8 protein-coding genes, 1 tRNA gene and 1 rRNA gene are annotated in these 13,698 nt (G+C 33.5%); 2 read left to right on the forward strand and 8 right to left on the reverse strand.

All coding sequences use genetic code 11. The features are described from left to right. Positions 1 to 1,252: 1,252 nt before the first annotated feature. Entirely contained in the window at positions 1,253 to 3,286 is a 2,034-nt protein-coding gene (locus CKF54_RS04220; RefSeq protein WP_119525090.1) for an AlwI family type II restriction endonuclease, read from the forward strand. Positions 3,287 to 3,414: 128 nt separating this feature from the next. Continuing rightward, a complete protein-coding gene (locus CKF54_RS04225) occupies positions 3,415 to 5,502 on the forward strand; it encodes a Dam family site-specific DNA-(adenine-N6)-methyltransferase (protein WP_119525092.1) in 2,088 nt (695 codons plus the stop codon). Positions 5,503 to 5,714: 212 nt separating this feature from the next. Here the strand turns inward: CKF54_RS04225 and CKF54_RS04230 are convergent, their stop codons facing one another. The 8 genes from CKF54_RS04230 to rrf form a co-directional block, all read right to left on the reverse strand. Next, complete coding sequence (locus CKF54_RS04230; RefSeq protein WP_119525094.1) at positions 5,715 to 6,743, reverse strand: DNA cytosine methyltransferase; 1,029 nt, start codon at positions 6,741 to 6,743, stop codon at positions 5,715 to 5,717. Between the two features lie 337 nt (positions 6,744 to 7,080). Then, positions 7,081 to 8,076 carry a carbohydrate kinase family protein gene (locus tag CKF54_RS04235; protein ID WP_119525096.1) on the reverse strand — a complete coding sequence of 332 codons (996 nt, stop codon included), beginning with the start codon at positions 8,074 to 8,076 and terminating at the stop codon, positions 7,081 to 7,083. 343 nt (positions 8,077 to 8,419) lie between these two features. Next, positions 8,420 to 9,823 carry a PTS ascorbate transporter subunit IIC gene (locus CKF54_RS04240; protein WP_119525097.1) on the reverse strand — a complete coding sequence of 468 codons (1,404 nt, stop codon included), beginning with the start codon at positions 9,821 to 9,823 and terminating at the stop codon, positions 8,420 to 8,422. Positions 9,824 to 10,296: 473 nt separating this feature from the next. Beyond that, the gene (locus CKF54_RS04245) at positions 10,297 to 10,578 is read right to left on the reverse strand and encodes a PTS sugar transporter subunit IIB (protein ID WP_119525099.1); all 282 of its coding nucleotides are present in this window, start codon (positions 10,576 to 10,578) and stop codon (positions 10,297 to 10,299) included. A gap of 1,075 nt (positions 10,579 to 11,653) precedes the next feature. Beyond that, positions 11,654 to 12,088 carry a hypothetical protein gene (locus CKF54_RS04250; protein WP_119525101.1) on the reverse strand — a complete coding sequence of 145 codons (435 nt, stop codon included), beginning with the start codon at positions 12,086 to 12,088 and terminating at the stop codon, positions 11,654 to 11,656. 222 nt (positions 12,089 to 12,310) lie between these two features. Then, on the reverse strand, positions 12,311 to 12,748 hold the full coding sequence (locus CKF54_RS04255; RefSeq protein WP_119525103.1) for a PTS sugar transporter subunit IIA: 438 nt from the start codon (positions 12,746 to 12,748) through the stop codon (positions 12,311 to 12,313). Positions 12,749 to 13,422: 674 nt separating this feature from the next. Continuing rightward, positions 13,423 to 13,498 (reverse strand) — tRNA-Val (locus CKF54_RS04260). A 16-nt stretch (positions 13,499 to 13,514) separates the two neighbouring features. After that, a 5S ribosomal RNA gene (gene rrf / locus CKF54_RS04265) occupies positions 13,515 to 13,630 on the reverse strand. Between the last annotated feature and the right edge of the window lie 68 nt (positions 13,631 to 13,698).

A 13,698-nucleotide genomic window follows, 5' to 3' on the forward strand; every position in this document is an offset into this window, starting at 1 on the left:
CATAATATTAAAAATTTAGGGAGCAATAAGCAAAACTATTTCTGCCAGCACTGAGAAATAGATGTTGTCCAAATTAAGATCTACTTTAACTAGAACTGCACTCTTCCCTTAGATCTTCACAAAGATAGCAGAGTAAAAAATTGTTAGTTTGCTAAATTTACCTTTTCAATTAACCTCAATTAGAAGTTAACTTAACGTTAGCTTCGCTTCTTAAGACGCCCCCAAAGCTAATTAAACATTAAGCCAACGCTAATTCAACACTAATTCAGTGCTAACCAACTACTAATTCAACGCTAACCCAATGCTAATTCAAGGTTAGATCAACGCTAACCAGTACTAATGAAAAGGAGAAGTTTGCCTCCTAACAACTATTCAAGCATCCCCAAAACATGATTAGCCATTTGAATTAAATACAAGTTTTGTCTAAAACCTAGGTAAAATCAGCATTTTCTTTTGCCCAAAAACGTGATCAATTGGACAAATAAATGATTTTTTTTAGCCAAATTAATGAAATTTTTTTAGCCAAATTAATGATTTCTTCTAAATATTTGATCAATTTAATGATTTTTTATTAAAAATATACATAAATTTACCCGTTTGCAGTACCAAAGTGTGTATTTTGTATTACCCCAAAGTGTACTTTTCTATTACCATTCCATGCAAATCCCCTAAAAAGGGTATATTTTGGGTATAAAAGGGTATAAAATGGGTATATTCTAATAAAAATAGCCAAAACATGAAACCTTATATTTCTTAACCCCACTAACAAATCCAAGAAAGCAAACAGTCTAAATTTTTTTGACCAACATTAAAAAATTTATTTTCTTCTACTTACTACCATATATTTAAATAGTACTATAATCGATATTTGAAATAAATTCTAGATATAAAATTAAAATTATTCAGCCTAATGCTATATCTTATTTTGAAATAAGGCAAAAAAGTTTAAGAAAAATTACAACTTCTTTGGCAAAAACAACTTTAACCCCGACAAAAAAGGACTGAAAAACAACCTTTTAGTCGGGGTTAAAAATGAATTTAAGTAATTTAATTAAAATAATTACCTTTAATATTTTCTTGAAAACACTCAATTTCTAACATTAATAATTCAGAGTTTGCTTACTATACTAATATCAAATCTAGGGCATCTAAAAATAGATCATAACTCGCTGATAATACGTTATACTAGACTATAGAGCACTCCTCCCTTTAACTAGCTCTCTAACGTAAACCTTTATACTTATATAAGAAAATGAAACTAAAAGATAACAATAGTATTTTCAACATGGGAGATACTTCTCTCAGATTAAAGAAATTAGCTGATGCTAACTATCTAATCCTCCAACACTTAGCAAACTTTAGTTATGCTGATCTAACTTGGCAGGACAAAAACTTTCAAGAAGAGTTTTACAAATCAATTTTTAAAGAAATTATTAACCTCGAGGAAAGAGGGGTTAAAATCTTCGAACACTTTAGTAGAACTTACAAAACCCCAACTAATAATGATATTGGTAAAAGAGCTCGTACTTGGACAAACGCATTAGTTAAAACTGGATTACTTACTAGTGACAGATTACTATCAGAAGCTGGGAAAAATTTTTTAGACTACAAAACTAAAGTAGCCGATGAAATTGAAAGTTTAATAACTACAGACATAAACAAACTTGTATACATACGACAATTTCTAAAGCAAAGAGTATATTCTGCAGATTCTGATAATTACTTTTACAACCTACGCTTTGCTATTAAGTTTTTACTTCGTCATGATAATGTGCCAAGTAAAGAATTCTTTAGTATTCTAGAATCAATATCTCCTAATTACAGTGATGAAAAGCTTGAAGAAATTATTGCAAACTACCACAATGTATCAAACAATAGCTCTTCTTTCTCTGACTACTATTTTAATAACTTTGAACAAAATTTAGTAAGTGAAGAGGAAGTATCTCAAGCTCAAAGTATGTTCGCTTCAAACAACTTTACCTCTGATCTTTTCTACAAATGCTTCACAAATAGCAAATCTTCCAACCAACCTCAATACAAAGAGTTTGTTGTAAATCTAATAGAACTCAAAGATCGTAAAAGCGGTCTGGCATTAGAATCTATCAAAGAACTCTGCAAATCACCTAAAATTAAAAAAGCCTTTGGCTTCAATAAATCCCCTTTTATCGTTAATCCAAAAGATAACATTGAAGAATTCTTTAATAAAAACCAAGATAACCTACTGTTGGAAGATGATCACTTTAAAATCTATCAACAATTTATCTTGTGTAAGCGTTTCGACCTTATTAGAGAATACTCTTCAATTTGTAAAAGTTCTTTGCAACTAACAGGTCTTTTTAACTTTAACAATAACTTAGTTAACCTAAACCAAAAATGGTTATTTCAAATTTTAAATGACCATCTCGCTAATCGCTTTTCTCTTAGAGGAAACGATAGTTACGAAGATTATGAGCTTAACCACGACAGTAGTTGGTTTAAGGATATTTCTTTAACAGAAATATTTTCTCTCAATCCAGAAGAAGTAAAAGAAATTTTACAAAAAGTTAGAGCTCAATTTGCCCTAGATGATAGCACCTCTATTGAACAGTACTTTAATGATCAAACTGAAATTGAGTATAAAAACTTTATTGATGAGAACTTCCCTAAAGAGAAAGTAATAAGTATCTTAGAAGCTATTGAAGATCGTGATGATAGTAAGGTGTATCAATTAGTTACTGAAAACACAACTATCCCTACTATCTTCGAGTACATACTCACAATAGCTTGGTATCATATTTCTCAAAATAAAGATTACCCAGTATCTCAATCATTTAAACTTACTTTAGATGGAGATAAACTTCCTCTAACTCATAGAGGAGCTGGAGTAGGTGATATTGAAATAATTACCTCACAATATGCTTTACTAATTGAAGCTACTTTAATGTCTCGTTATGTACAAAAGCGAGGAGAACTTGAACCTGTAATTAGACATTCAACTAACTTCAAAATATCTCAACAACCTAAATACTGCCAAACTATCTTTATCTCAAATGAAGTTGATACAAATGTAGCTAATATCTTTAGAGCTATGCAGTTTGTAGAACTTTATGGAACTTCTACTAAACAAAAAGTTTCTGGTTTAAACATCTTCCCGTTGACCACTAGAAACTTAATTGATATCCTCAAAAAAGATATTAAAGATAAGCACATTTTACAAACTTTACAGAGTACTCTAATGCAAATCCCAAGCCCAATTTATAGTCGATGGCATGAAGAAATAATGAATCAGTTAATATCTAAGTTGTAGTAAGTTTCAGTAAGCTAGGTGTCTAAAGCCAGTCAATAAAAAAAAATAAAGTCCTATTTTTGCAACTGACAGTCTAATCTTATATAATAGATAACGATGCCTTAGTTGCCTAAATTGGAAATATTACAATGTTCGACATAAACAATCGCCGTTACCTTGGAAGTAAATATAAACTTCTCAACTTTATCAATCAAGCTGTCGAAAAGCACTGTCTTGATTGTACTAGCTTTTTAGATCTATTTGGAGGTACAGGTGTAGTTGGTGCTTACTTTAACAAGAAGTACGATCTCATCATCAACGACATTTTGACTTCAAATAACTTAGTTTACCAATGTTTTTTTGGAAATGAACCAGTAAACCTAACTAAGTTAGAAGCTATCATTGCAGACTATAATCAACTTAATCCTTCTCTATATCCTGACAACTACTACTCACAAAACTTTGCTGATACTTATCTAAGTAAAAGCAATATGCGTAAAGTAGGAGTTATCCGTGATAATGTTGAAGCTAAGTTTGACCAAGGTGAAATCAACCAACGTGAACGTTCGGTTTTACTAACTTCACTAATCTATGCAATTGACCGTATTGCCAATACAGTTGGGCATTATGATGCTTTTCGTAAATCAGGAGAGTTAAACAAAGAACTAGTTCTAGGTTTACCTGCTATCAATTCTCAAGCAAAGCAAAACAATCGTATTTACCAAATGGATGCTAATCAATTGGTAAAAGAAGTTAGGAGTGACATAGTCTACATTGATCCGCCGTACAACTCTAGGCAGTACTGTGATTCCTATCACTTTCTTGAGAACCTTGCGGAAAACAAAAAGTCTCAAGTAACTGGCGTTGCTAAAAAGTTTGATCGTTCTCATTTAAAAAGTAATTACTGTACCAACAAAGCGGTAATAACTTTTAAAGAGCTAATTGAAAACATTCAAGCAAAGTACATCTTAGTTTCCTACAACAATACCGGCAACAAAATAAACTCCCGCTCCAATGCCAAGATTTCTGATAAGCAAATTATCGAAATCTTGGAGCGTAAAGGTAAAGTCTTTGTCTATGAACAAGACTTTAATGCTTACACTACTGGTAAATCTGAGATTAGTGATCATAAAGAGCGCTTATTTGTCTGTGAAGTTACTAAAGAAACAAATATCAGTAGTCCAACAAAACCTGAAGGCTCTGAAGTTGAACTTTCCAAGCTAAAACAAGAACAGGTAAAACAAGCAAAGCAACTACAGCTAAACCAATTAGAGCAAGTAAAAGAGCAAAACTCTCCTCAAGTTATCAAGTCTCCATTAAATTACATTGGAGGGAAGAGTAAACTCCTCCCGCAAATCCAAAGTAAACTTCCAACTGATATCGAAGTCTTCTACGATATCTTTAGTGGAGGAGCAAATGTTGGGGTTAACATTGAAGCACAAAAAGTTTACTGTGTCGACAACAATCAAGCTGTAATCAACTTACTGAAGTATTTCCAAACGGTTAATTACCAAGAGCTTGTTAACCAACTCGAGAACAAAATCAGAGAATACGGCTTGAGTGACTCTTTTAGAAATGGTTATGAGTTCTACCAATGTAATAGTGGCAATGGCTTAGGAAGTTTTAATAAGCAAGCCTTTACTAAGTTAAAGCATGACTATAACCAAAGTAAAGTAGTTAGTTCATTGAGTAATGATCAAGTGAGTAATGATCAAGAAAACTTACTCTTTTTCTTACTCATCATCTACTCGTTTAACAATCAGATCCGCTTTAATCGTGCCAAGGAGTTCAACCTCCCTGTTGGTAAACGTGACTTCAATGCTAGCTTGCGTAAAAAACTCGAACTCTTTGTTGCTAAATTGCAACAAAGTAATTTAGAGTTCCAATGCAAAGACTTTAGAGAACTCGACATAGAGCAACTAGCCCAAGAAAAAGCTTTTCTCTACTTAGATCCACCTTATCTTCTTGCCACAGCTTCGTACAATGAAAACAATGGCTGGACAGTCAATGATGAAAAGGATCTTCTGGAGTTCTTACAGGCTTGCCACAGCAAAGGCGTACGCTTTGCTCTTTCCAATGTTCTGCAACATAAAGGACAAGTTAATCAAATCTTACTAGATTGGTGTTTAGAGAACTCTTTTAACATTAACTACTTAGATTTTGATTATCGTAACTCCAACTACCAGAAAAAAGATAGAGAGCAAACTACCAAAGAAGTTCTCATCACTAACTATTAGCATGGTTATAAGATTAGCTTTTACAAAAGCAAAGTTAAGCATAAAGCTAAACTAAGCAAAGCTGTCCTAAGCGTAAAAGCAAAGATAACACAAGCGAAACTAAGCATAAACATAAGCAATATCCCCTCGAGTTAATCTCTAAAAGATTTTCTCGAGGGGATATCTTATTAAGTTAGTTTTAAGAGTTAAGCTTAAGTCTTAATCCTTAAGACTTAAGCCTTACTAGAGGCTGCTTGTTTTAATGTGTCGATTAAACTTAACCCCACTTCTTTGGCAAGGTTACAAGGAACAGCATTACCAACTTGACGATATTGTGCCGCCATAGAACCAGTAAACTGCCAATCATCTGGAAATGATTGAATGCGTGCGTTTTCTCTTACGGTAAATGGTCTAACTTCAACTGGGTGACATCTGTCAGTTTGTTTCATTTGTGGAGAAGTAAGCACTGTTAGAGCTGGCTCTTCCATACTTAAACGACGTAAAATTCCCGTACGTCCTCCCTCCATATCCCAACATGATTTCATGTAGTCTTTGGCTATATCTTCAGGGATATCTCGCCAGTAACCACCAGGAGGGACTAGTGCATAGATTGAAGCTTTTTTAGGAGTGTACTTAGCACCTAAACTAAGAGGTACGTCTTGTAAGATATCACCTAAAACAGGTTTATAGTCATGTTTAGAGGGGTAAGTAAAACTGATTTTATCAGCTAGATCATTACGTATACCAATGACAATTAAACGTTCACGTTTTTGAGCAACACCATAGTCCCAAGCATTGAGAACTTGGTAAACAACTTGGTAACCTTGTTCAGAAAATATATCTAGGATAGTTTGGAAAGTTCTCCCTTTGTCATGGCTTAGTAGACCACGAACATTTTCAAAGAGGAACATCTTCGGTTGGAGTTTTTTAAGAAAGGTAGCATAGTGATAGAATAATGTACCTCTCACATCTTCAAGACCTAAACGTTTACCTGCATATGAAAATGATTGACAAGGTGAGCCTCCAGAAAGAACATCAAGCTCATATTTAGCAATACCAAACTCTTGTTCTAGGTCACGACTTGCTATTTCGGCAATATCTTCAGCCACTACTTTCCACTGCGGACGGTTAGTGCGTAAAGTATTAACTGCATCTTTGTCTAGCTCTACTAAGCCAAGGTGAGCAAAACCAGCTTGTTCAAGTCCAAGAGCAAGACCTCCAGCTCCGGCAAAGAGCTCTATTGAAGTAAATTTTGTTTGCATATTAATCGCGTTTATATGTAACTCTGTAACTAAGACTACTCATTATATACGAAATTTTAAGCAAGCGGTTATATGGATAAAATGATGGTTAAAATTAATTATATGGCTAAAATGGTTAAAATAGCTAACATGACTAAAATGAATAAAATGGTTAAATAGTAAGCGAGCTTTACTCACCTTACCCAGTAAATATTGACTGACCTAAAACAAAAGTTTGCATTGCTAAGTTACTTATCTTTACAATTCACCTCACCTCTCTATTCTCCGTAATTTTTAGTAATTCTCCTTTATATTCTCTGCAATTAACTAGCGTACGGCAGTATGATATCTTCTAAGTTTACTGCCTAACTGGGTAAACGTTATTCTCATAGTTATGTAACACTTCTTGCAGTTCAGGCATTGCCTGTCTAACCCCTTTTTGTTCTACTGACATAGCAGAGGTTAAACTAGCTACTTTTAAAATCTTAACTAAATCCCAACCTTGGAGTAAACCATAGACAAAAGCTCCGTGGAAGATATCTCCCGCTCCTGTAGTATCAAGCGGTGAGCATTGATACGCAGGTAGAGAGCACAACTCTCCCTCTTTTAAATAAATACAACCTCTATCACCTAAAGTGATTACCGGAGTATTGTCTGTTTGGCACAGTTTAGCAATTTCCTCTAACGCATGAAGTTGATTTTGTGGATTATCAAGATTTGCTTTAATTAAATCTTGGGCAAAGTTTTCACTAGCAACTAGGTAGTCAGTGTATTTAGCAAGTTTTAAATTACTGTCTCTTAAGTTACCACCGTCCATTACAACTACTTTGTGGTTTAGTCTAGGAATGATGTACTCACTAAGTTCTAACTCATGCCCGTCAACTAACACTAGATGAGGATCTGTTTGTCCAGCTTGTTCTGTTTGCCCAGCTTGTTCAGTTTGTCCAGCTTGATTAAGTTCGCTAATTAGCTGATCGAGTTTTACCAAGTACTCTGGAGAGATAACTTTGTCTTTTTGGTTTTTGTAAGTGATGATTGAACGGGAAGCGTTATCGTTGTTAATGATTACTGCTGATAGAGGTGTTACTTGATGTTCATCAAGTAAAGCGTAGGAAGTATCTACTCCTACTTCATTTAAATCCTGCAATAGGAAGTTACCTTGTGCATCATTTTTTAAACTTGTAATGTGGTAATGCTTAACTCCCCATTTACCTAAGAGATAACTGGCGTTACCACAAGGTCCGCCACCACTTTGGATAAAGTCAGTTGAGAACTCTTTTTTGTTCTCAACAATAAACTTGTTAATAAAAAAGAACTGGTCACAACAAGAAAGCCCAATGCTTAATATTGCCATAACTTACCTCCTATACCAGCAGTTTGCTGGATAGTTTTTTTATTTGGATTGCTTTATTGAGTTGGTAATTAATAGATTGTGATTTACTAGGTTTAATTAGCCATACTTAGAAGAAGATAAGCCTAATGTGAAAGTTTGAGTATTATTTCGTTCTTCCTTACTTTTACCTAGCTAATATAAGATTAACCAACCACTCGAAGTTAAGGTATTAACTTGAGTGGTTGGTTATCTCTAAATTAAAGTTTATTAGGTTAATTAGGTTAATTAGGTTAATTAAGTTAATTTTATCTAGGTTGTACAACTTAAACTGAGCTGTACCTCAAAACTCAACCTAACTCAACTCTTAATCATTTTTTAAATTGATTTCTCGAGCTAACTCTTCGTATGGTTTAGTATCACCAACTACTTTAATAGACTTAATAAAGCTAGGTACTACAAGTACTACAACAAATACAGCTGTTAGTAAGTAGATACCGTTAATTCCTAAGAAAGTATGTACATTACTTAGTACAATTCCTAGAACTGTAAAGTCAATATCAGAGAAAGTTGTTGATTCAAAGCCTAGATTACCTAATGCTGGTAATAAAAACGCTGGTAAGAACGCAAGCATTAAACCACCGATGAAAGCTCCAACAATACAACCTAGTTTACCACCAAGTTTATCCCCATAAATACCTGCAGTTGCTCCACAGAAAAAGTGTGGCACCATTCCCGGAATGATTAATGGTAAAGAAAGAATACCTAAAATCCCCATACCAATTAACCCACCGATAAATGAAGTGATAAACCCAACCACTACCGCAGTTTGTGAGTAAGTGAAAAATACCGCACAGTCTACTGCTGGGATAGCATTTGGGATTAGTTTACGGCTAATACCTTGGAAAGCTGGTACTAAGTCACCAAGGATCAATTTAACCCCTGCATACACAATTGCAACACCTACAGCAAATTTTAAACCAGCAAGTACTGCATAGATTACAAGGTTTTGGTCAGAAATAGTTTTCATAAACTCTGAACCTGCTGCAATACTGGTAAAGAGATAAATAACCACCATTACCACACCCGTAGTTACGGTTGTATCTCTTAAAAAGCCCCATTTTTCTGAAATTTGTACATTAGCAAAGGTATTGTTTGGGTTACTAAGACCAAACTGCGATAGTTTTTTTGCTAAGTAGCCAGAGATATAGTATTGGATCGAACTAAAGTGCCCCATGGCAATACCATCATCGTCAGAAACTACTTTGGTTAAACGTTGACCAATCGCTGGAGAAATCGCTGACCAAGCACCTAAGAAGAAACCACCAAAGACAACTAGTTCAGTTCCTCTTAAACCAGAAGCTTGTAATACTGCTGATAATAGACAAGCCATAAAGAACGAATGGTGTCCAGTTAAGAAGATATATTTGTACTTAGTTACCTTAGCAATTACGAGATTAAAGACAAATCCTAGTAACAGGATTGACATAGTTTCTACCCCAAGCACTTGTTGAGCAATAGAAACAATCGCTTCGTTATTTGGTACTACCCCTTTAATGTTAAAACCGGCTTCAATAATTTTACCCAGAGGTGTTAGTTCAGCAACAATTACACTTGCCCCTGCTCCTAACATTAAATAACCCATAATTGGTTTTAACGTACCGGTTAAAATTTTATTTACTGGACTTTTTAATAATACTAAGCCAATAAAAGCCATAATCCCCATGAGAAATGCGGGTTGGCTAAATACATCTTTAAAAAATGACAGCATAATTCATTTCCTCATACTGATAAAAAGCTTTAGTTATCTCTAACTTTGTATCTCTATCTAAACTAAAGCTTCCAATTTTTTAATTTGTGGTCAAAATCTATGTAAAGTGTCGCAAAAAGAAACAAATCATGTTTAACTAGTCAGTTAAAAAAGTTAAGTATTAAGTAGTATTAAGTACTAAGTATTTGCGCTTATTTTGACAATCCACAAGGTCAATTAAAAGATATGCATCTTGAGATCTTGGTTTTGACAACAAATAAATTTAGCTTACTGAATTTAGCTTACTGAATTTAGCTTACTGAATTTAGCTAGCTTGACTTTAACTTACTTGAACTCATCAAGCAGTTTAAGACAAGAAATTTAAGGCAAGCAATCTTAAGGGAGGTATTGCTTGCAGAAGCTATCAATTAAGCCATTAAGTCTAAGCTATTAAGCCTAAGCTATTAAGACATTAAGCTATAAAACAAAACACTCTATTGAGCTAACAATTCTTTGATTGTAGGAAGAACGTCTTCAGTGATTTTCTTTTTACTAACGTAAGAGCGAATGGTAACAACTTTTACATTTTCAGGAAATTGATCAGCTAATTCTTTTACGGTCACATAAAGATCTGCTTTTTGTGCAGCAGCTGAACTAAAATCAACTGATTCAACATCAGCTTGTAAGTTATTTTCAGCAAGGATCTCTCTGATTATCCCAGCACACATTAGAGAAGAACCAATTCCATTACCACATACAGTTCTAATTTTTAACATAAGTGTTTTCCTTATTGTTGTAGTTAATAAAAATAGCTTTTAAAAAGCTAGTCTTACCTCTGTAAGTAAGACTTTTTGCTGTTAAACTTTTTACTCCAAACAGGAGTTTTGCCTGACAAAACTCACCAAATTTACAGTCAGTTAGTCAGTTTTTTTAGTAATGTGCTTAAGCTATTTTTATTTTAAAGTAAGCAAAATGCAAAATCTTACTTATTTGCTCGTAAAAATTTGACCTATGTCACAAAACAGAAAAAATTTTGATCAAGTTGATCAAATCATGAATAAATTGAGGTATTTCCTTTGTAAATACAAATAAAAATTGGTAAATATTTATTTCATTGAAGAGTTACCTTCATTAAAGTAATTACCTAACTTTACACAATAACCATACTTTACAAAATTGCTTTATCCTCAAACATATCTTGACCTTATAGAGCTTAGAGCTCTCATTAATGGATTAATCTAATTGAAGTGGTAAATTCTTCTAATGAGGGGTTAAATTCCTCAAACTAAAAACCCGCTTTTTAAAAAGCGGGTAAACTCCGTCCTATATAGAAAATTCGGAGAATGTAAAATTAACTTGAACCTTACTGGTATATAACTGCCAATTAGATTAGTTGAGAACTCTAGTAACTGATTACTATGCTACCAGATTACATTACTAACTGATTGCTCTACTACTTGATTACTCTATTTTCCGATTACTTTATACACTTAAGTGCGTGCTTGAGTAATTGACTATCCAGCTAACTTTCTCTGATTAACCATCAGTGAAAGATAAAATAGTCGTTAAATGTAGTCATTTAAAGTAGTCATTATTTCTAGGAGGTGGATTAAATAACTACAACTCAAGCTAAATTTGTAATTGAGTAATTAAAGCAATCAAAATTTACAGGCTAGCAACCAAAGCTATCAAAGTTTACAGGTTAACAATCAAAGCAATCAAAGTTTGCAGGTTAGTAATCAAGCAATCGAAATTGACAGCTTAGTAATCAATCCTTGTACAATCCTATATACCTCTGTACAACTTTAAAGCTAACAACTTTAAAATAATTAGTAACTCTTAAGCACTTAATTACTTAAGAGCCAACATAGGTAACCCAAAGATAACTATCCAAAAAGCAGCTTGAAATGGATGTCTAAAAGCATAACATAGCATAGCAATACCAAACATAAGAGTATAGAACTCTTTTAAATATCCATATCCTATATACTTTAAGAATGGTCGTTCACTAGGATTTCCATCACCATATAAAATGTTAGACATTACTTCTTGATGAAACATTAAAGAATAAATGGTATAGACACATACTACAAACAGAAAGAGCAAGGTAAAACTAACCACATCCTTAGGAGACTTAATTAGAAAATACAACCATGTAAAAAAGAGAACGTTATTGATTGTATCTTGAATTAACTCCTTTGGAGTCACTGTTGCAAAGTAATTATGAAGATAATCATAGGTGTAATTGTAAGCAGATACTATGTATTCAGTTATTTGATCTAGCATGTGTACCTCAACTATGTTTATTCTCGATGTTTTACTTCACAGCTTTTACTCTTACTTCTATGCCTGCTTGGTTCATTTACTTCTATGCTTGGTTCATTTACATCTAAGCTTTTTACGTTTACTTCTAAACTTTTTACGTTTACTTCTCAACGTTTGAATTAACTTCGTAACGCTTAAATTCAGTTCTCAACATTTGAGTTTACTCTATTTTACAGTATGAGCTTAGTCTTTATTTGAGTACTCTCTAATAAAGCTTCTCAGCTCATCTTTTGAAGTAAAGTTTTGATGTTGGATACCATGTTCAATAAGTTGAGTAATTTGTTGCATTAAAGAAATGTGTTGATAAGAACCAGTAGAAGCTAAACCTATGACAAACTTCACTGGCGCAAAACTCTTACTAAAAAAATCCAACTCATCAGTCAGTTGCACAAAGACTAAACCCGTTTTAGCAACGCCAGTCTCTGGTGCAGCATGCACTAAAGCAATGCCATCATCAATTACCAGCACACCTTTGTATTCTGCTAAAAAGTCTAGCATGGCTTCCTTATACTGCTCGTTAGCAATTCTTGCTTTAATCATTTCATCACCAATAAAGGAAACACAAGAATAACAATCTTGAAAAGATTGATCTAAAAAGATTAAATCAGATTCAACAGGCATAATAACCTCACGTCATATAATTAAGTTAATCTGTAACAAAACTGTTAAAGCATTGCAAAGTTAGGAGATACGCAAATGTAGAGGAAGTAGGTCCTCAACTACTGACAATGCTAAACAGTTTTTTAAATAGGCAGATTGAAAATTAGGGGAGGAACCTTTTTTCAATTTGCATGGTCATTTTCTAGCAAAATATGTATGCTATTGATTTTTATTTTAAAATAAGGATTAAGTAAAATCTTACTTATTTACTCATAAAAATCTGACTTAGATCACAAAACAACAAAAAATTTTTGCAAATAAAGAAACAAAACGGAAACAAAACGCAAAATCAGCTGATTTTTGAGGTAATGGACAAGTTTATTTGCAATTAAAAGTTAGAGAACTGAAAGGAATAAGATCGTAGTAAGGAGAAGTAAGTAAGAAGAAGTAATAGCAATAGAAATTTAAATCTACGGAAGAACAAAATAATTAACGTGAAAATTTGCACAAAAAAGAAGCCTGCTTTTACAGCAGGCTATCTTTGTATATCTTGATCTGAAACTAATATCTTTGCTTTTACGATTATCTTTGCTTTAATGATAATCTTTGCTTTTTCTTACAAAACCGTCAAAGACAAAATTTAGACAAAAAAAATAGAAGTAAAGTTAGTAACTTTACTTCCTTGAATACTAAAATGGTGGGCGGTACTGGGCTCGAACCAGTGACCCCCTGCTTGTAAGGCAGGTGCTCTCCCAACTGAGCTAACCGCCCATCTTAGAAAAAATTAATTTGGCGATGACCTACTCTCACATGGGGAGACCCCACACTACCATCGGCGCTACGACGTTTCACTTCTGAGTTCGGCATGGGATCAGGTGGTACCATCGTGCTAATGTCGCCAAAATCGGCTAATTTAATAACAAACTTCTATTTGAATATATTCTTGAGTTATTTTGCTTTGCGTTTTCTTT

The organism is Psittacicella hinzii (genome assembly GCF_003585885.1).
Lineage (GTDB): Bacteria > Pseudomonadota > Gammaproteobacteria > Enterobacterales > Psittacicellaceae > Psittacicella.

Excerpts from the sequence above, each read along its gene's own strand:
- CKF54_RS04220 (WP_119525090.1), top strand. The coding sequence starts at position 1,253 with ATGAAACTAAAAGATAACAATAGTATTTTCAACATGGGAGATACTTCT.
- CKF54_RS04225 (WP_119525092.1), top strand. The coding sequence starts at position 3,415 with ATGTTCGACATAAACAATCGCCGTTACCTTGGAAGTAAATATAAACTT.
- CKF54_RS04230 (WP_119525094.1), bottom strand. The coding sequence starts at position 6,743 with ATGCAAACAAAATTTACTTCAATAGAGCTCTTTGCCGGAGCTGGAGGT.
- CKF54_RS04235 (WP_119525096.1), bottom strand. The coding sequence starts at position 8,076 with ATGGCAATATTAAGCATTGGGCTTTCTTGTTGTGACCAGTTCTTTTTT.
- CKF54_RS04240 (WP_119525097.1), bottom strand. The coding sequence starts at position 9,823 with ATGCTGTCATTTTTTAAAGATGTATTTAGCCAACCCGCATTTCTCATG.
- CKF54_RS04245 (WP_119525099.1), bottom strand. The coding sequence starts at position 10,578 with ATGTTAAAAATTAGAACTGTATGTGGTAATGGAATTGGTTCTTCTCTA.
- CKF54_RS04250 (WP_119525101.1), bottom strand. The coding sequence starts at position 12,088 with ATGCTAGATCAAATAACTGAATACATAGTATCTGCTTACAATTACACC.
- CKF54_RS04255 (WP_119525103.1), bottom strand. The coding sequence starts at position 12,748 with ATGCCTGTTGAATCTGATTTAATCTTTTTAGATCAATCTTTTCAAGAT.